Origin of the sequence: Pseudomonas sp. DWP3-1-3b3, assembly GCF_049896305.1 — a bacterium.
Lineage (GTDB): Bacteria > Pseudomonadota > Gammaproteobacteria > Pseudomonadales > Pseudomonadaceae > Aquipseudomonas > Aquipseudomonas azotoformans_A.
Map to the genome: position 1 here is coordinate 194,018 of NZ_JAFCUA010000005.1, position 22,900 is coordinate 216,917.

Sequence of the window (22,900 nt, forward strand, 5' to 3'; positions counted from 1 at the left end):
CAAGTGGGCGATGTCAGATGTTCATGTGTCGGTCAAAGCGCCGTTATAGCGGGTTAGCGTTCTACGAATGGGAGTGGTTGTTCATCTATATGTGTTCATGAACCTTATTCGTCAAGTAAAACGGCAGCAGCGTCTGCTTGGAGATGGGCAACCTCAAATAGGGGGGAAAGACATCGCCGTGGTTCACGAAGAGTCCTGAAATCGCTATGTCCGGCGCCTTGCTCAAATTGTGGAGCCGAATGTTCATAAATTGATGCTCATGAGAGACAGCTCTAGGGCCCCGCCCCCTTTTTCGGACCGCTGCAGCGCGTTCAGATTGAACGCGCTTGTCTGGTTCATGCTGGACCTACTCAGCTCACCCCGGGGTAATTGAACCTGCCTGCTCTTGATACCCTTTGCGCAGTTTCTCCCCGATCAGCTTTTCCGCTTCACGCAAAGCACGTTCGGGACTGTCGAGGGACTTGATCAGGGTCTGACCCTTGGTGCCGATACGCCCAAAATTCACCGTCACCTCGGCCTCTGCGACACCAATACGCCAGAACTTGTTGGAGTTGCCTTCACCGAAGGTGAACTCGCGCATCAAGGGTGTCGCTTCAGCGCTGACAGGCGGCTCAGCCTCGATCTCGACGCTTTTCTCTACCGACTCCGGTTCCGGCAGCGCCGGGGTCTCCTCACCCCGCAGGAGCGTTTCGATGCGATTGAGCACGTCTTCCGGATCGCGCAGCCAGTCATGGCTAAGCACGTCGATGATCTTCCAGCCAAAACTGCGCAGTACGGTCGGGCGGAAGATGTAACGCTCACGCACGTCGGCGGACGCCGCCGTATCACCATCCAGCAGTACGCCGAGGCTGAAGTGTTGGCCACTGGCGTCACTGATCCCCAGGTCACAGCGGAACTGTGAACGCCCGACATATTCCTGGACCGAATGCCCGCGTTTGCGCAACGCAGCGGCTAGGGCGCTGCGCAGGTGGTCCTTGGGCAGGCTGACGGCAAAGGATTGCTTGGCGCCTGGATTGAGGTTGGCGAGGATGCCTTGGGAGCGCGGCGCATCCCCAATGGCACTGGCCTGGGCAAACTGCAGGAACGCACGCAGTGCAGCGGCACCATCATTGTGGGTGTTGGTGATGGCCTCGGACTCAATGCTGGAGACGATCGCCATGCGCTTGCGGGCGCGACTGAAGATCACATTCAGGCGTTTTTCCCCGCCACGCTGGTTGATCGGGCCGAAGTTCATCAGCATCTTGCCGTTCGGCCCTGGCGCGTAGCAGATGCTCAGAATGATCACATCACGCTCGTCCCCTTGGACGTTTTCCAGGTTCTTGACGAAAAGGCCATTGAATTGCCCGGCATCTTCACGCACATACTCGCGCTCAAGCCGTGTGGCAAAGGCCGAGTCGCTGCTGGCCAAGTCTTCCAAAGCCTGCTCGATAGCGCCTTGCTGGGCCTCGGAAAACGCCACGATGCCCAGGCTCAGGCCGGTCTCGCGTTGCAGCAGTTCACGCACCAGGTTGGCGATATAGCGTGCTTCGGCCAGGTTGCTGCGGCTGAGATAGACACCGTCGCTCATCTTCAAGAAGCTGATCGGGCTTTCCAACAGCGTGTCGGCACCTTGGATCACGGCCCCGGTATCCGTGGAGTCCAGCGCGGCGTGGGCCGGGGCAGGGCGCTCGATACGACGGTCGGGAATGGTGATCAACCGCCCTTCATAGAACGCCGCGTTGGAAAAACTGATCAAGGCTTCGTGGCGGCTGCGGTAGTGCCAGGCCAGCAGGGTCGCCGGCAGGTTACGCGCAGCTTGGCTGAGCAGGCTATCGGCATCAAGGTTGATAGCGATCTGTTCGCCATCCTCCATGGCAATCAGTTCGTTATCGTCCTGGTCGCCGGCACTGGAGAAGAAGTTGGTCGGTGGCAACTGCATCTCGTCACCCACCACAATCACCTGCTGCGCACGACTCAGGGCCGGCACGGCTTCTTCGCTGGGGATCTGGCTGGCTTCGTCGAAAATCACCACGTCAAACAGGTCCGGCGTCAATGGCAGGGTGTCGGACACTGATAGTGGGCTCATCAACCAGATGGGCTTGAGGTCGTTGATCACCCGGCCGCTGTCACCACTGGCCATTTCACGAATGGAGCGATAGCGCATGGTCTTGCCCAGCTCATGCTCCAATTCACGGCGCCCCTTGGCGTAGGCCTTCTTGAACTCGCGCGCCTGGGCGTCCAGTTGCGTCATCGACATCGCCGATTGCTTCACATGCTCCAGAAATCGCTGGTGCAGCGTGGCGCTGAGTACGTGAGCGTTGCTTTTGAGCAGGTTGCTTTCTGCCTGGCTGACCTGGCGCGCAGCCAAACTCAAGGCAGGGCCATCGAAGCGGGCCAACTGAGGATTGGCGCGGTACAGGCGGGTCAGGTTTTCCTGGGCAATCAAGCCGTCCAGTGCACGTTGCGCCAAGGCGTACTGTTGCACGACCGCGAGGCAGACAGGATTGGCCTGGTGCAGCTCATTGAGCAGGGGCAGGGTATCGGGCAGTTCGTCGAGTTCTTCACGTAGATCGCGCAGGTATTCCGCCAACTCGCCCAGGCTTGGCACGGGGTCGAACACACAATGTTGCGCGACCAGCTCGACCAGGCGCGCCAACGGCTGACGCAGGCTGGCTTCCTGGCGCACGCCGGGCAGGGCATCCGGGTTACTCCGTAGGCTCTCGACCCATTGGCGCAGCAGCGGTGATGCGCTGAGTTGCTGGAGCAGGGCTTGCAGGTTGTGCACGAACAGGTCGATGTCCGGGATGCCATAACGGCTTTGCAAGCGTTGCTGCTCGGCGTGCAATTGGGCCGTGGCGCGGTGCTCGCCCGCCAGGTTGTCGAGCACACTGCGCAAACTCGGGCGAATCGCGTGCTGGCTGAAGTCGTAGCGTCGTTGCAATTCACCGCGCAGCCGCCACCAGGCGGGTTGCAGCCAACGCAGCGGCGAGCTTTCCAGCCGCTGTACCAGCTCGAGGGCCGCTTGGGTGTCCTGTGGCGCAAGTTTTTCACGCCAGTAGTGGGTGGATTCGCGGGCGTTGTGTTGCTGCACGGCCAGTGCCTGCAACGCCGCTTGTTCGGCATGCAGCGCTTGAGAGCCTGATGACCCTGGTTCCAGTAGATCGAGGTGCGCGGCCAGGTTGGCGCTGGTCAGTTGTTCGGCGGCCTGGGTCAGTACGCACGCATCTGCCAAGCGAGTATTACCGGACAGTAGGCTCGACGATGACTCCAGAAACAGTTCGACACTGTCCATCAACCCACTGGTTTCATCCAGGAATGCCTTGAGTTGACCATAGGCATGTTCATGGGTAATCAGGCTTGAGGCCAAGCGGCTGAAAGGATGCCGTGCAAAGCTGTCGAGGCCGAAACGTTCTTTGATCGCCTGATACACGCGGCCGGTCAGCTCGCTTTGGGCATGCCAATGACGCCACTCGGGCAGACGCTCCAAGGCTTCGGGTGGTAGCTTGGCAACCACGGGTGGCAGCTCGATCAGATGACGCACCAGCTCGCGTACCGGGCATGCCAAGGACTCCGGCACGCCCGTCATGGCCTGCTCAAAACGCTCGATCAAGCCCAGCTGTTGGCTCAGGCCGGCCAGTAAGGTGTCGCGCCGCGCTTGCAACTGCGGCGACTGGGCATCGCCGGCGATCCAACGCTCATAGCAATCGCGCAGGTTACCCACGAAGGCTTTCTTATCGGTCTGGGAGTCATGGATCAGGCAGCACAAGTCGCCCAGTTCACTTTGTTGCAGGCGATGGAATACCACGTCCAGCGCCGCACGTTTCTCACAGACAAACAGCACTCGCAGGCCGCGACCAGCGTAGTCCGCGATCAGGTTGGTGATGGTCTGGGATTTACCCGTGCCCGGCGGCCCCTGAATAATGAAGTTGCGCCCGGTGCGGGCCAGGCTGACGGCAGCATTTTGTGTCGCGTCGCCGGCCACCACGTTCCACTGTTCGGATAGTGGGATAGGGGCGGGGGCCTGGACCTCAACGTCCCGTGGCTCGATGGAGAACATCCGGTCAAACGCTTCGTTCTGCGCCGGTTCGTCGATCAACTGGGCATAGTCACGCACCAGCGACATCTTGCGATAGTTGAAGTTGGCCAGGGTCACCTGGGTCAGGTCGATGTCCCAGGCGTAGCGATGCCCCTGGTTCTCGGGCAGGGCGAAGGTGCTGTTTTCGGCGCTGCTCGCAACCATCTGAGGATGTTGATTGCGCAGCACAGGTTTGGCGCCTACGGCCAGGCGCAGCGGCAATTCGCTGGGCATGACCTTCTGTTGGAACCATTGCAGGCCCAGCGGACGGAAATCTTCGCGGTCGTAGCTGAAATCCGGTTTCACCAAAGGCATCGCCGAGCGCTGGCGGGCACGACGGCGCTGGAAGTGGTGCAGATGCTGCACGGCCTTTTGGTGGATCAATTCGATTTGCGGTTTGCTTTGCAGACGTAACTCGACGCCGGGTTCGGTCAGTTTGATCTGGCGCGCAATATCGGCGTGAATGTCTTCCAGCGAGGTCTTTTGTAGGTCAACGGTTTCCGGCAACTGGATATCGTAGAGCTGACGCAGTTGATGGCGCAGGACCGGGTTGAATTCGGCCTCGGTTTCGTCGCACTGCAACACGAACTGGTCACGCACGCCTTTTTTGCGACTCAACTCCACCGGAAGCCACAGCAGCGGGGTGACTATGCGTTCTTCTGGCGTGTCCTTGAGGTTGTGCCAGCGCATGAAGGCCACCACCAGGCGCAGGTTACTGAAGCCAAACTCGGCACGGTCGCGCCGGGTTTCCTGAATGATGCGCTCCAGCGACGCCTGCAACCAAGTCTGGTCTTCAAAGCGCAGCCACTGTTGCAGGCCAACGGGCTTGCCGCTCAGCACTTGTTCGGAGAACCCGCCGAAGGTCGGCTGCCAGGTGCACAGCGCTTCAGGCCGGATGCTTTCAATGCGCATCACCAACGGCACGCTGGCCACGGTCAGATTGACATTGGCCTGGGTCGGCCGGAAATACAGCAAGCGATTGCGCCGCGATAGGTCAAACAAGCGGTTGCGCAGATGTTCCAGCACCACCGTACGCCGCGACGCAGGGCCTTCGGCCTGTGCCAGCACACGCTCGACATCCAGGCTGGCCGGCTGTTCGCGCCAGGACTCCAGGCGCCGCGCCAGCGAGCCCACATCCGTGGCACGTTCGTGGCGGTTGAGCTCCGTCATCTCGACGATCAGGTTGGCCAGCACCGGGTTGAGCCGGCCATTGAGCTGGAACAGATTGCGCCGGTGCCGGGCAAACGTCTTGAGGTCATTGATATCGGCAAAATCCAACCCGCACGCCAGGCATGCCAGCAACTGGCCAAGCTGGAATATGTCGGTGATCTCATCGTGGTGCCCGAGACGATGCTCCCAACTGTGCAGGTCCGGGAGGAATACCGGGTGGTCGATGGCTTGATGCAGGTCCTCCTGGACTTGCAGGTCGGTAATGGCCACGCCGCTTTCCGAATCCCGGGTCAGGCGGACTTTGCCGACGACGTTCAGCGCCGATTCCGGGTTGGGCTGCACCTGCTTGATCGCTTCCAGCGCCAGCCGTGGCGGCACGCCTTCAGGGTTACGCAGTTGCAGCGTGCGTTCCGGCCCTTGCAGCACATCGAGATAACTGAGCTGGGCGACACGTCCCAGCTCGTGCAGCTGTGCCACCTGACGCAGCAGTGGCAGCGCCAGGAACAACACATCGTCGATGGGCACGGCCGCGCCATCGTGGCTCTGCAGTAATTGAGTGAATGTGACGGGTTGGATTACTGGATCCATGTGTCGACCTCCGCTTTGAGCGCGCGAACAAGCGGGTCGAGCTCACGTTTGGGTAGTTTGATATCGCGCTTGAGCACGCTGATAAAGTCGTCGGCGCTCCCGAGTTTCTTCGCGGTGCGCGCGGCGTGCAGCAGAGCCTCATCCCGCAAATCGCGGTCCACCAGGCTCAGGTCGAGCATGATGAAGTGCAGGTATTCATGGATGCTGGCGTCGATGCGCTCGGCAGTCAACGTCGTCAGGTCGAGTGGCGTTTCGTTGTCTTTCCAGTCCGGGAAAAAACCACGTACCTGATTGAGCACAACCTCGGATTGCAACACCGGGGAGCCGATGAAATGGGCAATAAAGCCGCGGGTGAGGGCGGTCAACTCGACCTGGTTGGTCACATCCAGGCGATTGAGCGACAAGGGCCCGCGCAACCGGCGATCCAGCCAGTTATCCGTCTGCGGGAGTTGCTGCCACCAGCTGTCCACCGCCTGGGAGCGCAAAAACGTCTCCGGATGGGAAACGCCCTGGGACAGCTGCGCATCCTTGCCATCCAGCTCGCGGGCCTGCTTCAAGTAACTGGCCGCATCGACGCTGACAATGCCGGTGTGAATCTTGACCAGTGAGGTAATCGACGCCTCTGACCCATTGGCCACCAGTGCCGCGCCGCGGTCGGCATAGATTTCGGTGTGCAGGCTATATAGACGTGCAGTCTGTTCCAGGCTGGGCGGCGTATTCACGTCGGCCATGGCGTGATTGAGAATCCGCTCGGCGGTGAGAAAGTCACCACCGTGCTCAGACCATAGCCGGTAATGAGCCAGCTCATGCCCGAGCAATGCCAGCAGCTCCTGGGCATCCAGACGCTCAAGAATCGGCCCATAAAACACCACATGCACCTCATCGGCCAGGTAATACAGGCTCGCGTTCATCGCGCCGTCGCCAGCTTGGTAAAGGGTAGCGGGTGCCTTGATCTGCAAACACTGCAATGCGGTTTCACAAGCCTGATAGGCCTGCGGATGGGTCTCGGGGCTCAAGCGATAAGTGTCTCGCAGCAATTGCGCACGTACATCCTGGGCGTGTTCCTGCTGAACAACCAAGGACGAAGCCCATTCCCACACGGCAGGTTCATGGGCTTTCAGGTAGTCGACCACACGCTGGTGGTAAGGCAATGGCGTCAGGCTGCTGATATCCAGCGCAGGGGTACTCATCGTGTTCAAACGTCCTTGAGAGGATACGGCTCCATACGCTGCGTGGGCAGCAGAGACTGGGCTGGCATCCCGGTATCAGTGATCGGCAATAAACGCGGAGCATACCTAGGGGTGGGGGAAATTACTTGTGAAAGTGCATGGGTTAAACGTGTGGCGGGTATTGGGCGTGTGAGAGCAGAGTCGGATGGATGCTAGTTCTTAAAAAATGTTTTGGAATCTGATTGAAAATCAGGCAGAACTTGGCAGGCTAAGAGTTGAGCAGTGTGGCTTGTCCCGGAGCCGGTAGCTCATGACACCTCCTGACGGCCACAACTTTGAGGCGCGAAGGTCTCTAGAGAGTCCGGGGCGGTTCAAGGCGCTCAATTACTTGACCAACATTACGCCGCAGAAGGCTGATCTCAATCAAGGTGCGTGGGCACGATTGGAGGATCAGGAGCGGAACCTCAGCAAGGCAGAAGGGGTGGATGCGGTGTATGTGGCTACAGGGCCGCTTTATGAGAGGAATATCGGTTCGCTGCCAGGTACCAATAAGGTGCATACGATTCCGAGCGGCTACTGGAAGGTCATCTTTGTCGGTAGTACTCCTGTCGGTGGGCAGTATGCTGCGTTCATCATGGAGCAGAGCACGCCGCGTGCTGCTAATTTCTGCCATTACCAGGTCACGGTGTCGGAGATTGAGGAGCGCTCAGGGCTGATCCTATGGAGTGCGTTACCACAAGACGTTCAGACGGGTTTGAAGACGGAAAAAGGCGGTCTGCTTTCCAGATTCGGCTGCGTGACGCAGACAGACGCTCCTACTAGTTAAGAGATGAGCAATGAGTAACAGGTCATCGTCATGATGTTAAACCTGACGAAGAGATCGTTGAGGTTACGTAAGTAATTGAATAAATAGCTCAATGAAACGCCATGTCTGCGACGAGCTCTTACGCTTGGCGCGGTGAGGAGTAGTTTGGCATCTACGATCGGTGGTATACATTGCGGTGAAGCTGACCCCAGAACGGATTTGTATATTATGGTTTGGAAAAAGTTTTCGAGCTCAATCGATTCTTAGCTCTGGGGAGACCATTGAGTAATCACTACAGAAGCCTTGTATGTGATGCTTAATGCCAGATTGCATTTTGTTCGAAATTTGATGCAGACTTCTTTTTTTGAATCGCAAGACATTTAAAAAGCCATAATGGGACTTGATGGGGTAGGGTTTAATTTAAGGAATTCAGGATGCGAATGAAAAAAGGGGATCTATGTTTTGTTAGCTCGGATCCGTGGGAAAGCTTAATGCATTACAGATTTGTTGAGTACGATGAGCAAGGGGGGAGAGTGATAGCTACTGTTCGCCAGCCACGATCGCGGCGCATACTTTCTAGTAGTGAGGATTTAAGGTTGCACCCTTTCTCAATTAGAGCCAATATCGAAAGCCCGCCCGATCAAGAATTGTATAGCTTTATTCTGGATTTGACGAGTTCACTAGCAGGGCAGAACAACAAGGTTTCTCTAGCCGATGCTGTTGATAGAATTTGCAGCGATAAGCGAGTGACGGTTTCGAAGGAGCACGTTGAGTTTGTACTTAAAGCTTTTGTTACGGAAGGGTTGATCAATGTAATAGTCGGAAAAGGTACCGCGGGCAAGGTGATGTTTTTAGAGTTGGGTAAGTATCAGCAGGAAATGGAAAGACGGCGAGCCTTTGCAGCCTCAATGGCGAGCGAACTGGAAACTCTAAGCGAACGTATAGGTCTTCTGGTATCCCACGGACCTACTGTTGGAGCCTATCGCGAACAGCTATTGATCAACATGCTTCGTAAGCATTTACCAAAGCGGTATCATATCGCCTCAGGCTTTATATATGGTTGTCCAAGGCAGTTTGATGTTCTCATATACGACTGTATTGAGTATGCGCCATTATTTAGAGAAGACGATTTAGTGGTGATTCCGGCGAACGCCGTACGAGCTGTTATTGAGGTTAAAACCACCTTGAGTGCGACGGAGCTGAGAAAGAGTTTGGATATACTGTATCAGGTAGGGCGACATGATGACGGGTATCCACCTATATTTAAAGGGGTTTTTTCATTTAAAAGTCCGATGTCGGAAAAATCGATATGTAGTAATATTCATGATTATTATATGAATGGGTATATGGGTCGAAGCGAGCTGTATGGGCTTGTTAACAAGCCATACGCTCATATTACATGTGCATGCATATACGGCAAAAGTTACGTATTTTCGAGTTATCGCAAGACGAAACTAAATGAATATATACCCGCTCTGTATACCAAAAAAAGCAATACCGGCTTAAAGAGTCAGGTGGCTTGGTTTATGCAGGAGCTTCTTGCGCACCTCCGATACGACGCTGCGAAAAATAACTATTTTTCCTATATCGATGACATGCTTGGTAGCGACACGCTTGTCCAACGCCATCAAGATATTGCAGACCCGGAATGGGGTCCTTATGCGGCCGTTGTTGACAGCGATCTCGATGATTCTGAAGTTGAAGCTTATTTACGGAATCAGGAGCAACGTATTACAAATATCCAATCTTGGCTTGCAGGTACTGAAGACTCCTGGAGAAAAGGGTGAGCTTTTCAAGTGACAGATAATACGAGTTTTCACATGAAACTTAGCTCGGCAGGCGGCCAAGCGCGATCGTCGGATCTCGACAACAATCAGAGACACTGTGTGATAATGGCCGAATAGTGGCGCTTCGAGTGCCCGTGATGGGATCAGAATGGACTGAGCCTGCGGATTTGGATGACAGCGGCACTTGCTCCTCGCAAGTGTCGGCTGAGCAGGAAGGCTAAATGACTCAAGAGGCGTTTCGTAGTTTTGGTTGGGTGAAGTGGCTGGGGTCTGGTTGTGCTTCGATAGACATCGCTTCGAACGTTTTGATCGTGATGGGTTGGGGAGGGAAGACCTCTACACTCAATGTGGCGGGGATGCCCAAACCGCCTGAGCTAAATCGATGGTTGGTGCTCTCCCACCTGAAATTGAGCACAGCTTCGGGACCGGTCGTTGCAATTGGTTGGGGCGTCAAAAAGCCTTACCAACTTTGGCGTGCGGCACTGCGTGAGTGGTACGCCGATCGCGTTCAATCCGTTGCAAGATTTTTGAATTCTTTCTTCGAGAGTCTGAGCAAATCTGGCTACTGTCGTCGTTCGCAATGGACGCGCCTTCATGCCCAGCTCGTTGAAAAATCCGCGCAGTGGCCTCCACTGCCAGACAGAGGGCTCGGCGTACTTTCAAGAGAAGAGCGCAAGGTATTGGCGCGTGCCTGGTCATGGGTCGAGAACGGTGAAAGATGCCTGCGCCGATGGCGCGCGCATTATGTGAAAACCAGCCTGGTGAAATACGCCGATCTGTTTGACAAGGTCGAGTTGATGCCTCTGACGCACAAGCAGCGTTTGGCATGCATCATCGACGAGGACAGCAATCTGGTCTTGGCGGGGGCGGGCACAGGGAAGACCAGCACTACGATTGGACGTGTCGCGTTTTTGGTTAAAAGTGGCCAGGCAAGGCCGGACGAAATTCTGCTCCTGGCTTATGGAAACGACGCCGCCAAAGAAATGCGGGAGCGGCTGGAGTCACGTCTAGGCGTCAAGGGGATCGAAGCGCTTACATTTCACTCACTGGGTAAGTCGATATTGCAGCATCCTTCGTTGTCGCCACTGGCTGATGATGAGCCTGCTCGCAAGCGATTTGTACAGTTGGTATTTGAAAGTCTGCAGCGTGCGCCGGCATACCGAAAGTTTCTTCTCCAGTACTTTGAGAATTATCTTTACCCCATCAAGAACCCGTTCGACTTTGCGTCCTTGGGTGAGTATTTCCGTTATCTGGCTGAGCATGAGGTGCGCACCTTCAAAGGAGAGCGCGTCAAAAGCATGGCCGAATGTCGTATCGCCAATTTCTTGTTCAAGATGGGTGTCGAGTACCGGTACGAACCTCCTTACAAGGTGTCCACTCGGACCCTTGAACGACGCCAGTACCACCCCGATTTTTACCTTCCTGATTTCGACCTCTATATCGAGCACTTCGGTGTTGATCGGAAGGGCAATACTGCGCCATACATCAACCGGGCTACCTATCAGGAAGGGATGGCTTGGAAGCGCCAACTGCATAAACAGCACCAGACTCGCTTGGTAGAGACCTTCCACTACGAACAGCAGGAGGGTGTCCTGCTCAAGATGCTGGAGGAGCGCCTTGTGGCTGCTGAGGTAACGTTTGATCCGATGCCCGAGGAGGCCCAGTTAGAGACGCTGCGTGAGTTTGGAGTGGTATCAGCGCTTGCTGAACTCCTGGAGGAGTTGCTGACATGCTACAAGGCCGCTGATTTGTCTTCAGAGGATTTGGAGGCGCGCATCAAGGCAGCGTCTTCTCCAGATCAAATGCGTGCTGCAATCGAGCTGCTGCTTCCCGTGTACCAGAAGTACCAGGAGGAGCTGGAGTTCAATCAACAGATCGACTTTGATGACATGATCGTACGCGCGATCCAGCGTGTTGAAGCGGGAGGGTACACACCGCCTTGGCGCTTTATTCTCGTTGATGAATTTCAAGACACGTCAAATCCAAGGGCTCGCTTGGTTCGATCGCTCCGACGCCTGCAGCCAGACGGCTCACTTTTTTGTGTCGGAGATGACTGGCAGTCGATCTATCGCTTCACCGGCAGTGACATCACTCTGACGTCCGATTTCGACGGGTTCTTTGGTCCGACTGCGACCAGCGCCCTGGACAAGACCTTCCGGTTCAATGATCGCATCAGTGAGGTCGCCAGCCGATTCGTCATGCGCAACCCCGCTCAGCTGTTCAAGGACATGTCCACTCACGTCGAGGAGAAGGATCCAGCAGTCTCGTTGTTTCGCACGGATCTAAAAGATGTGGAGGCACTTGATGAGGTTCTCGCTCGCATTGATGCTCGATCGGGCGCTGGGGCGAGTGTCTACATTCTTGCCAGGTTTACGTTTTGGTTGCCGGATCAGAGCAAGCTGGAGCAATTGGCCATTTTGTACCCGAAACTAAAGATCCGGGTGGACAGCATTCACTCATCAAAGGGGCAGGAAGCTGACTTTGTGGTGTTGCTGGGCAACAAGTCAGGAAAGTTTGGTTTGCCATCGGAGAAGACTTCCAATCCTCTGGTAGACGCATTGCTTCCCCCTCGTGAAGCCTTCATTCATGCGGAAGAAAGGCGCCTGTTCTACGTGGCGCTTACTCGAGCAAAGCGCCGGGTCTATCTCATAGCCGGCGAGGGCAAGGTCTCCAGCTTCATCAAGGAGCTGCTTGACGATCAATATGATCTGGAGCTCAACGAGTTTGGTGCGCCTGCTCCAAGCGTCTCTGGTCCACCTTGTCCCGAGTGTGGAACTGGTGAGCTACTGTTGCGAAAGAAGAAAAAAGGTGATGCACATTTTTACTATTGCTCCCTCTCTCCGATTTGCACCCACACTGAGTCGGCTTGTCCAGAGTGCCGTTCGCCCATGCACCGAGAAGGGCGTTACCTGATCTGTGCGCAGAACTGCGGTGGTTGGATTGCGTTGTGCACACAATCGGGAGGTCGAATGGTTTGGCAACAGACGGATAGACCATTTTGGGGGTGTTCGGACTATAAAGGTACAGAGCTCGGCTCTTGCAGGCATAAAGAATATCGTATTGATCCACCGGAAGGTTGCAAGGCCCCGGCAGTCATTCAATAGGCATCGCCAGGGCAGTGGTTAAAGCTCGAAATCACTACCCACGGAAAGTTTCAATGTCGTTGAAAAACCGCTTCACATGTCATGGAGACATTCAGAAAAATGTATTGGTTGGGGCTCTTCGAATACAAATCTAAAAAAGCGCTTCTGGATGCGTTGAGGATCTATTTGAAAACAGCTACCGCTGGCGTGGTTACCAACAAGCACGCGATCAAAAGATTGCATCTGCTCATTGCGATGCACCCTGATGCGGAGAGAAAAATCGGAGTGGGTGTCGACCATTTCAAAATCAAAAGAAATGCGCTGGGTGCTGGCAATGGTTTTTGGTTGGTCCGCAGTGATGGGAGCGAAGACAGCTTCTCTTACGAGCGTTGCATAACCGGCGTTCCCCAATCGCCACATGAAAAGGTATGTGAAGCGCTGAGGTTTGTGGTGCGCCCGCAGATGCAGGCGTTTCGTGATGCGTTAGGTCTGCCAGTCAAATGTTCAAACTGGTAAAAATATCATTCACCGAAAAGATCTGCATATCGATCACAAGGCAACCTTCTGTAATTTGCTCGAGCGATTTTGCCAAGACCAAAAAGTCGATCTGCTTACCTTGGAGACCATAGGAAATGGAGAAACATTGGAGCTTTTGGATAAAGAGATCGCCAGTGCCTTCAAGGAGTTTTCACCAGCACGATGCTGAGCTACAGCCGCTGTTGAAAGACGTGAATCTCGCGAAGGGTGGTCGCTTAGTCTTTCGAAAGGCTGTGGGCACCTGAACGGATGAACAGTTTATAGACCACACGGTGCCTGGCAGCTTTCAGATGCCTCGCATCTCAATAGTATGACGTCCAGTCGGTAATGATGAGAAATGGAAAACAATCAAAGAGACGCCCAGTGGCTGGGCGATGAGGATGCTCATCTAGGTCCGGCAATTCGAGCGGCGCTCGGCATCCTGCTAGAGCAGGGCGACTGGACTTGGTGGCATGAACCATCGCATACATTGGCGTCACTCGGTAGAGCGGTTCCACGTTACATACCTGCCAAATGGGGTGGAGATTCCAGTGTAATAGATGCCGATCAGTGGCTAGACCCTGGTCGCGCATTACGGCTTGGTTTAGCTTTTTGTGAGCTTTTTGAGCACAGCCCACCGAAGATCAAAATAGTGAGATCGGTGTGGGGGTGGCCTGATGGAGAGCTGACGATGGGGGCAATCCTTCATGAGCTATCGGCCTTGGTCGGGGCGGGTCGAGTATTTCCCGAATGGGAAAGAGATCTCAGACCACGTTTTCCGCCTGTGCCTAGGATCGAAGAAGGGTCAACCGTAGTAACGAGTCCACGACTGCAGCCATTTGGGGTTACTCATGATCTGCAGCGCTACGTCGAATGGCGTTACAACTCTACCGTTGCCGATATTGCAGTCTCGGATTCTGTTGATTCACTTCTGTTTACCAGGGCACGCTTGGTAATTTTGTATGGACAAAGTTTCGATAGCGCATTGGTCCGGGTCAGTCGTCTGCGAAATCTAGGCGTGCAATGCGCGATATACGTAGGAGCAAACGAAATCGATGTCGCAGAATGGTTGCGACATCTTTTCTACTCGTCTACGGAACTGGGTATGTCTTTCGCTGACGCAATCGAGTATTCCGGTTATAAGTCAGGCTTACGTACAACAGTTCTTGCGTCCACTCAATCTTACTTTTTGAGTCATGGCTCTTTTTACCGTGAGTCGATTGTAAAAGGTCGAGACAGTGGCGATTACGACTATGTAGGTATTCGAGACAGAAGCAGTACCTATCAGATCACAGAGGTAGACTCCAGCGGAAAATTGAGCGAAATTATCAATGCGCCACCTCCACCAATTCAAAGGGTTCTGGACGCAACGACGCTGCAAGATAACCGCGAGGTTAAGCAGTGGCCCAAGGTCGGATTCGTTGACATAAACATAAACATTCGAGTCAAGACGCCATTGCGAGATGGAAACAATCGCCCGTTATTTCCAGATGAACGGGTTGAGTGGCGTGGAGAGGAGAAAAACCTCCAAGTTCACATGTTCGAACTGGGGCGTCAGCCAATCAGTGAATCGATGATTCTGACGAGAACGGGGGACTCGACCAATGCTACGTTCAGGCGGGAAGCTGGGCACTCGGCGGTCGATCTGCGTTTCCTTGTCAGCGACGGTGCACAGATTCTTCAAACGGCTCGTCTTCAGACAGCTCCAAGTCAGCCAATCAGTTTTTTCATCGAAAATATCATCACGCCGGTTCACCATGAAAAAAAGGACTTTGGCGTTGCTCTTTTGGTCAATGAGAGCCTCGGAAACCGTCCAAGTGTGACTTTCATTACCGGGGATGGAGAGGCCATCTTTTCCCCCCTTTCAGACCACCAGATTGAACTGGCACGTGGAAGCCTACTTCAGACGCTAGAGCAAGCGGTCGCCAACCCTAAGGCGCCATTAGATAGTTTAATGTTGAAACTTGCTAACCGAGGCTCGCTACTTCAGAAAGAACTGCAGTCAGTTGTCCCAAATTGGCCAGGGAGTCAGGGGCGTGTGCAGCTCGTGACGCAGAGCGATGCTTTTTTCCCTATTGAATATCTTTACGACGGACTGTTACCAGAATCACCTCAGGCGAGTCTGTGTACTAAGCGAGAGGGGTGTTTGCGCAATGGGCGTGCCGTCGAAAATTGCAGCATCCGAGAAGCTGGAGAGCAGCTTTGCCCTATGGGTTTTTTAGGCGTTTCTGGAATTATTGAACGGCATTCTTGGAAGCCCGGACAGGGTGCGGCGTTGTGGGATCTTGTAGAAGAAGGTAGGCCTAAGCGTCACCGAATAGAGGACTTGTCGACTGTTGCGTTTGCGGCCAGTGACAGGGCTGACAAATTCTCGGATACAGATGTTCTACCCCATCCCGTCGTACGCATCGCAAACATTGAAACGTCACTTGAAGTGAAAAATATTCCCGATTGGAGGGATTGGAAACTCCGACTTCAACAGGATTCTCCATCACTACTGTTGCTGTTGGTCCACCTAGATGGGGAGGTGGTCTACGTTGGCGAGGATTGCGGTCTCAATCTAGGCTCTATTGGGACTCAGCATGTCGGGGGAGCATCTGTGGTTATAGCCATAGGTTGCACTTCGGGTCTTGCAGATATTCCTGGTGGAAGTCTGCCCGCCATCTTTCAGAGAAATGGCGCTCGGGTGGTCGTCGCGGCAATGACGAACGTGCTTGGTCGTCACGCAAATCGCGTTGGTAATGAACTGGCCGTGCGTTTAAAAAGGGCTGCGGTAGCTCGAGAGTCGACCACAGTTGGTGAAATCATCAGCGCGATACGTCGTGAATTGTTGGCCGATGGTTTGGCTTTAGGCTTGGCCGTGGTTGCGTTCGGGGACGCTGATATTGTGCTTGGAAAAGACACTTAGGAGTCGGTTATGTTTCGTATCAGAGCTATTCAAGTTGAGCACGGTGATTCATTACTGATCAGTTATGGTGATGATAAGCAGCCACGCCATCTGCTGGTGGACGGTGGTCCTTCTGAATCATCAGATACCTTGGAATCCGTACTGAACGATGTTCGTAGGGGGCAGCGACTGAAGCTTGAAGTGCTTGTTGTTACTCATTACGATCTCGATCACATTCAAGGGGTGATTAAGTTGCTAGAAAAAAATCCTGATTGGCTTGATATTCAGGAGATATGGTTTAACGGATATCATCATCTAAAACCTTCGGACATTATGGGGTCGAGCGAGGGAGATGCATTGTCCAAACTGATTCGTGATCGCGGGCTTTCATGGAACGCTAGTTTCCGGAAGGATAAAAACGAAACGGAGGGAGGGCGCATACTTCAGTCCAAACAACCGATTACTTTTTCGGGAGGGCTCGAGATAAGAGTTTTGTCACCAGACGAGGAGGGGATGGCGGCTCTCGCGAAAGATTGGCGCGATCCTACATCACCACCGCCAGACTCAGAATCTGTCCCTGATGATCTAATGGGGCGCTCGGATAACTGGCCACCGAATAAGTATGCCGAATATGGGGGGAGTGCGTTCGTATCTGATAGGTCGGTGCCGAACAAAAGTAGTATTGCGTTGCTTCTCAAATTCGACAATAAGCGAGTACTTCTCGGTGCAGACGCATACAGTGATGTCGTCGAGAAAGGGCTGAAAATGCAATTTGAGAGCCCAGTGCCTATTGATTTACTGAAGGTCTCGCATCATGGCAGTAAAGGAAATACGAACAAGGCTCTCTTGGATCTACTCGAGTGTGAAAAATTTCTGATCAGTACCAGTGGGAAAAACCATAAACACCCGGATCATGCTCTGATTGCGCGATTGGTTGCACGCTATGACACCCCGAAAATTATTTTCAACTATTCAGCAGACTGGCCGGGGAGTTGGCAGAGAAGTCCCGCTAACTGGCCTCCATACAATACGCAGTATCCGAATGATGGAGAGGCGTTCGTGGATGTTTTACTCTAGGCCTAATGCAGAAGATGGCAGGGAGAACTACTCGAGCTGGTTTCGGCTGTAAATGACAATCAATCTGGATCCCTCGGTACCTTGTAAGGAGACCATTGAAATGGAAATCAAACAGTTGGAAAAAGTCATCGAGTCGGCCAAGCAGGCGCTTTCAGCAAGACAGCGTATCGCACAATATGCAGAGAACTATACTTCCTCTACCCAATAGTAGGCTGAGATAGAAGCACAATTCAGCGCTGTTGGTGTGCTACTTTAGGCCGCAAACATCATCGTACGCCTTAAACATCTACATGGAGCTTCGCCCGATACAAGTCGTACAGTTGGACATCAGACAAAAGAGTGTGCCGGGAAATTATGTTCAAACAGCAAGTAGCCCATTGTCCTGCGCATAGTTAAAGGTTTTTGCTTCGACTTCGAGCTCAACCTAGCCAGACATCTTTAGCCCCAGTAACCGTAAAGTGAATAGTGGATGTGCAAAAAATGAGCGAGATGAAATTGGAGTGCAACGGCGACAGCAAAAACGAGCCACCTATAGATGGCGTTTATGGCGGGTGGGAGCTCCTGATTGCGGGTGTCGTTTTGGTTATTGTAGCACTTCTGGATATTACCTATCTCCAACTCTATCTATCTGATCGCGAGCCAGTCTATATATTTTCAGCAGTCATGATCAGCGCCCTGGGAGGCTTTATATTATGGCTTCCTTTCGCTAGAAGGAAGGTTGAAGCGGCCGGAGAAACCCGGCTCTCTAACTTTCTCGCCTTGCCAGGTAATGAAGTACCCATTACGTTTCCAGTAGTTTCGGGATTTCTGGGTGAGCAAGCAGTGGGTGGTTTTTTAGGCAGCGTGCTCATGCTGACGGCACACAAGGTTTTTTTCAATTTTGGAGCGGCGATCGCCGGAATCTATTGCTTTGCGGTAATAGTTTTTGCGATCACAATAACATCGTTATCACTTCTTCGATTCGTTGTTCTCTTTGCAAGATATGGATGGGCCACTTACGGGGTGATTGCTCTTTCCTCACTGATAGTGATGTTCGGATTCTTCTGGGCGGGTGTAACATCGGTATCATAATGGCTGGTCGATGGCAGGAGTGAGTCGCGTACCGGTTTGATTCCGCAGTGTCGTCGACAAGGTCAATGAAGATGGTGACTTTTTGGTGCGTCATGGCGCTATCGGAGGGTAAACTAGCTACAAATGCTATCTAAATAGCTTTATGCGCAATTATGCAAACAGTACCGAAGGTCAAGGCATTTATGTGATCTTCTGGTTCGATAATGCGCTTGGTGTGACGCGGCCTCCAGCAGGCATAAAACCCGAAAAACCTGAAGCGTTGAAGGCGGCACTGGAAAATCTGCTGCCAGCCGAGCTAGCTGCTACAACGTCAGTGGTGGTATTGGATGTCTCCAATGCCGCGCAGGCAGCGAAAGTGCGAAAGGACATCGAGTTCAACAAGACGAAAGCAGCCAAACCACGCCCCCCAAAAAAATCGAAAACTGTGGCAGAACTACCCCAAGGAAGTGAAGGCAAAGGCACCTAAGAGGTACCCACCATGCTGAGGTCACTCGCTAAAGCCCGCGTGCTACTGCAGGCGCGTATCGTGCCAAAACCTTTTGCGACAGGAAAACACGGATGTATTTGTCAGCGCTCACGATTCAGAATTTCCGGCAGTTTGGAGCTGGACGGCAGGGGTTGGTAATTCGCTTCAACAATGGCGTCACAGCGCTGGTAGGCGAGAACGATGCGGGCAAGTCGTCCGTAATTGACGCATTGCGGTTGGTGCTGCAGACCCGGGATGGGGAGTACGTACGCTTGCAGCCTGACGACTTCCATTTCCCTGAGAATGGTCAACAAGCCCATCAGATCAAGATCGTAGCAAAGTTCTCCGCCCTCTCGACTGCCGAGCAAGGCGCATTATCGGAGTACGTCACGTTTAACAAGCAAGAAGCTGCGGTGTATGTGCACTGGACTGCACGCCGACTGAATGACGATCAGTTGGCTCGTCGCTGGGTTGATATCGCGGTCCGTAGCGGCCATAGCGGAGGAGGGCCAAGCTTGGACGTCAATGTGCGTCAGTTGCTAGCCGCCGCGTACCTGCGACCGCTGCGCGATGCTGAGCGCGAGATGTCGCCTGGCCGTGGGTCTCGACTGTCCCAGGTTCTGAAAAACTTTCCTCACATCAAGCACGGTGCTGATTTTAACACTGACCAACCTCTTGCAGACCTCGATCCTGCCAGCCTGAGCCTTGCGGGTTTGGCGGAGTATCTGCGTCACCTGGTCAACCTGCACGGGGGCGTGAAGAAGGCCCAGGACACGATCAACGATAACTACCTCTCCCACCTAGGGTTGGAGGGCGATGATCTGCACAGCCACATCAACTTTGTAGAGGGCGGGTCGGAGTCATCGCGCTTGCGCCAGATCCTTGAGCGCCTGGAACTCGGGCTACTAGATCAGCAATCTGGTGATACGAAGGGTTCCTACGGACTCGGTTCCAACAACCTGCTTTTCATGGCCTGCGAGCTGCTACTTCTGGGTAGAGAGCCTGACGGGCTGCCTTTGCTGCTGATCGAGGAGCCGGAGGCGCACCTGCATCCTCAGCGGCAATTGCGGTTGATGGAATTTTTGGAAGCAGCGGCCAAACCAATGGCATGCAAGCTGGAAGAGTCCAACCTGGAAGAGATCAATCAGCAGCGCCCCGTGCAGATCATCCTGACCACTCACAGCCCCAATCTGAGTTCCAAGATCGCATTGAATAACCTCGTGCTCATGCATCGGCACAAGGCCTACTCGCTCGCGGAGAAGCAAACTAACCTTGATGCCACCGATTACCGGTTTCTGGCGCGGTTCCTGGACGTCACCAAAGCCAACCTGTTCTTTGCACGAGGTGTGCTCATCGTTGAGGGGGATGGGGAGGCTATCCTACTGCCGGCACTGGCGAAGATCATGGGCCGGGATTTCACCCGGCACGGGGTTTCCGTGGTGAATGTGGGCGGCACCGGGCTCGGTCGATACTCCCGCATACTGCAACGGGCGATACCGGAGGAGGGTACGCTCAATATCCCTGTCGCCAGAGTCGCAGACATGGATGTGATGCCTGACTGCGCGCCGGCAATCCTGGGACTGGTGGACGATGACAACGATCCCAGGTGGAACGGGAAGCACCGTCGGTGGAAAGCCATGAGGCATTTCGGGGATGATGAGAAAACCCGTGATGAAGCCCTAGCGGCTCGTCGCACAAACCTCAAAAGCGACGATGCCCAGAACGTTCAAACCTTCATCGCGAATCACTGGACGCTCGAATACGACCTGGCATACGCGGGCCTGGCGAAGGAGCTTTTAGTAGCCGCCAGGCTCGCGGCAAATGATGACGCGCTGAACATGGAGCGGAAAAAAGTTAAGGAGGTCGTCGAGGCGGCAGAAGCAGAGTTTGAGCAGCTTCGCCAGTCAACGGACACCCATGCCCATCTCTGCTCACACATTTACAGCCTGTTCACGTCTAGGACTGCATCCAAAGCCATCACTGCACAATACCTGGTCGACTTGTTGGAGGATTGCCTGCAGCGCCAGGTGCTCAGCCGCGAGCAGATTATGGGTTGGCTGCCAGGGTATCTAACCGAGGCGATTACCTACGTGACAACGCATCTCGAGTTAACTCAAGAACCGTCCGGAGATTGATCATGACCGCGTTTCGAGATTTGGTGTCCGAGATTACGGAGGATGACGTTGCCTGGGTCGTTGAACTCATGAAGCTCAAGGAGCTCGATGCGCCTCGAATTGAGTTCCTACGATCGCGTGAGACGCTGGATGTCTCCGCATGTCCTGGGAGTGGCAAAACGACGATGGTCGTCGCGAAGCTTGCTATTCTCGCGCGCAAGTGGACGAGCCGTACCCGCGGTATCTGCGTCTTATCCCATACGAATGTTGCGCGTCACGAGATCGAGCACCGGCTCGGGAACACCGAAATGGGACAGCGGCTGCTCAGCTACCCGCACTACATAGATACGATCCACGGCTTTGTCAGCCGATTTCTCGCCACGCCATGGCTGCTATCTGCCGGGTTTCGGTTCACAGCCATCGATGATGAGCTGACGCATCGCATGCGCTTCAATTGCATGACGCTCGCGGACAGAAAAAAAGTCCGTGGATATTTCGAGCGTAGCAATTTCAAAGCTGAGAGTCTCAGGCTGACCAGCACCGACTTCACCGACCCGCTCACAGGCAATAACTTTCCCTGTGGTCCGGATGCTGACAGCTACAAAATCATGGCAGCCGCGATGGGTGAGGCCGCCAAGCGTGGTTACTTTTGCTATGACGAGATCTTCGTTCTGGGCAAGGCACAACTAACCGAACGACCGGGCGTTGGCGCATCCCTTCGGCACCGTTTCCCCTGTGTACTTGTTGATGAAATGCAGGACACGTCTGATCTTCAGAACGAATACCTCAGTACCATTTTTCCACGGGAAGATGGGGGCCTCTGCGTGACACGAGTGGGCGATCCTAACCAGGCAATTTTCGACTCTGAAGCAAGCTCCCAAGGCAACGATTTCCCAGATGTCGAACAATCGCTGGACATTGCCAGCAGTTTTCGATTCGACGAATCAATCGCGCTGCTCGCTAACCCTTTTGCGTTTCATCCCGTCGCGCAGCGCCTTAGAGGGCTTCGCGCGAAGGGGAATGAGCAACGGCTACCTCATACCATTTTCGTTTTCCCGGATGGAGATTGCGGCGAGGTGCTCGATGCTTATGGTCGCCACGTACTGCAGCACCTTCCTATAGAGCTGCTTCAGAAAGCGACCATCACTGCTCTAGGCTTTACGCACAAGGGCATAGACCCGGAAGACCAGGACGAGCATTACCCCAAAACAGTGGCACATTACTGGGGGAAGTACGACCGCAACGCCGGCGGCTCAGGTTACAAGCCACCCACACTGGTGGAGCGACTACGTTTAGCCAGGCATCACCTTACTAAAGGGGAAACGGCGCATCAGGCGGTGGAGGAGATGGCTCGTGCGTTGATCCACCTGGCGAACCTGTCTGATCCTCGTATGAGGATCAAGCCTGGAGCGCGGCAGCACGTTCAGGTACAACAGCTGTTGATCAAGCCTGATGATCTGCAACAGTACCAACATCTGGTAGTCAAGGTTTTGTTCAGCTCCGAAACGATCAGCCAGCGTCGCTGGAAGGTACTGCGACATCGCTTCTCATCACTTGCGAAGGTACTCGCGGCTACCAACGAGCTATCGGAGGCTGGAAAGGACTATCTGGGTTGGGTAGAAGACGCTCAGGAGACTATCCAAGAGGAAACCGTCGCACCGTCAATGAATACGTATCGATGCGTGCACGAGCAAAGAACGGTCGACATCAAGCTTGGCTCCGTTCATTCGGCTAAGGGCCAAACACATACCGCGACACTGGTTCTGGAAACGTATAACTATGGCCATGTACTCAACAGCCTGATGCCCTGGATGCTGGGGCAACAGTGTCATGGAGGCAAGTCTGTGAAGATTCGCCAGAGGAGGCGCCTTCTGGCGATGTATGTCGCCATGACCAGGCCAACACACCTGCTGTGTTTGGCGATTAGCAGGCGATCACTGGGAGAAGGTGAAGCGTTTGAGCAGAGTCGCCAGATGTTGATCGACCAAGGCTGGAACGTTCATCAGATAGTACCCAGAAACACCGTCGATAGTGTTGATCCAACTCCGTGAAAACTTGCGCTTTTGTTAGCCTCCGATAAGGTGGAAGTTATTTGTCTTGAATTTTTGGCACT

11 protein-coding genes and 1 pseudogene are annotated in these 22,900 nt (G+C 54.1%); 10 read left to right on the forward strand and 2 right to left on the reverse strand.

The features are described 5' to 3' along the window. Positions 1-355: 355 nt before the first annotated feature. Together ACP7BX_RS17220 and ACP7BX_RS17225 are read right to left on the reverse strand one after the other, a co-directional pair. Entirely contained in the window at positions 356-5,812 is a 5,457-nt protein-coding gene (locus ACP7BX_RS17220; protein ID WP_426129039.1) for a WGR domain-containing protein, read from the reverse strand. Further along, entirely contained in the window at positions 5,800-7,002 is a 1,203-nt protein-coding gene (locus ACP7BX_RS17225; RefSeq protein ID WP_426129037.1) for a M48 family metalloprotease, read from the reverse strand. Before ACP7BX_RS17225 ends, ACP7BX_RS17220 begins: the two co-directional genes overlap by 13 nt. A gap of 349 nt (positions 7,003-7,351) precedes the next feature. Here ACP7BX_RS17225 and ACP7BX_RS17230 point away from each other — a divergent pair. The 10 genes and pseudogenes from ACP7BX_RS17230 to ACP7BX_RS17275 all read left to right on the forward strand — a co-directional run. Beyond that, positions 7,352-7,807, forward strand: a pseudogene (locus tag ACP7BX_RS17230) (DNA/RNA non-specific endonuclease); the annotation flags it as partial. A gap of 413 nt (positions 7,808-8,220) precedes the next feature. Then, positions 8,221-9,573: a DUF6602 domain-containing protein gene (locus tag ACP7BX_RS17235; protein ID WP_426129035.1), complete on the forward strand. Its 1,353-nt coding sequence runs from the start codon at positions 8,221-8,223 to the stop codon at positions 9,571-9,573. 221 nt (positions 9,574-9,794) lie between these two features. Further along, complete coding sequence (locus ACP7BX_RS17240) at positions 9,795-12,677, forward strand: UvrD-helicase domain-containing protein (RefSeq protein WP_426129033.1); 2,883 nt, start codon at positions 9,795-9,797, stop codon at positions 12,675-12,677. Between the two features lie 81 nt (positions 12,678-12,758). Next, positions 12,759-13,172 carry a DCL family protein gene (locus tag ACP7BX_RS17245; RefSeq protein WP_426129031.1) on the forward strand — a complete coding sequence of 138 codons (414 nt, stop codon included), beginning with the start codon at positions 12,759-12,761 and terminating at the stop codon, positions 13,170-13,172. Between the two features lie 358 nt (positions 13,173-13,530). Next, complete coding sequence (locus ACP7BX_RS17250) at positions 13,531-16,080, forward strand: hypothetical protein (RefSeq protein ID WP_426129029.1); 2,550 nt, start codon at positions 13,531-13,533, stop codon at positions 16,078-16,080. Positions 16,081-16,089: 9 nt separating this feature from the next. Next, positions 16,090-17,136, forward strand: coding sequence for a ComEC/Rec2 family competence protein (locus ACP7BX_RS17255; RefSeq protein WP_426129027.1), 1,047 nt, complete (start codon positions 16,090-16,092; stop codon positions 17,134-17,136). 480 nt (positions 17,137-17,616) lie between these two features. After that, the gene (locus tag ACP7BX_RS17260) at positions 17,617-18,207 is read left to right on the forward strand and encodes a hypothetical protein (RefSeq protein WP_426129025.1); all 591 of its coding nucleotides are present in this window, start codon (positions 17,617-17,619) and stop codon (positions 18,205-18,207) included. A 142-nt stretch (positions 18,208-18,349) separates the two neighbouring features. Beyond that, a complete protein-coding gene (locus tag ACP7BX_RS17265; RefSeq protein ID WP_426129023.1) occupies positions 18,350-18,673 on the forward strand; it encodes a hypothetical protein in 324 nt (107 codons plus the stop codon). Between the two features lie 92 nt (positions 18,674-18,765). Beyond that, a complete protein-coding gene (locus tag ACP7BX_RS17270) occupies positions 18,766-20,808 on the forward strand; it encodes an ATP-dependent nuclease (RefSeq protein ID WP_426129021.1) in 2,043 nt (680 codons plus the stop codon). Between the two features lie 2 nt (positions 20,809-20,810). After that, positions 20,811-22,838: a UvrD-helicase domain-containing protein gene (locus ACP7BX_RS17275; RefSeq protein WP_426129019.1), complete on the forward strand. Its 2,028-nt coding sequence runs from the start codon at positions 20,811-20,813 to the stop codon at positions 22,836-22,838. Positions 22,839-22,900: the final 62 nt, after the last annotated feature.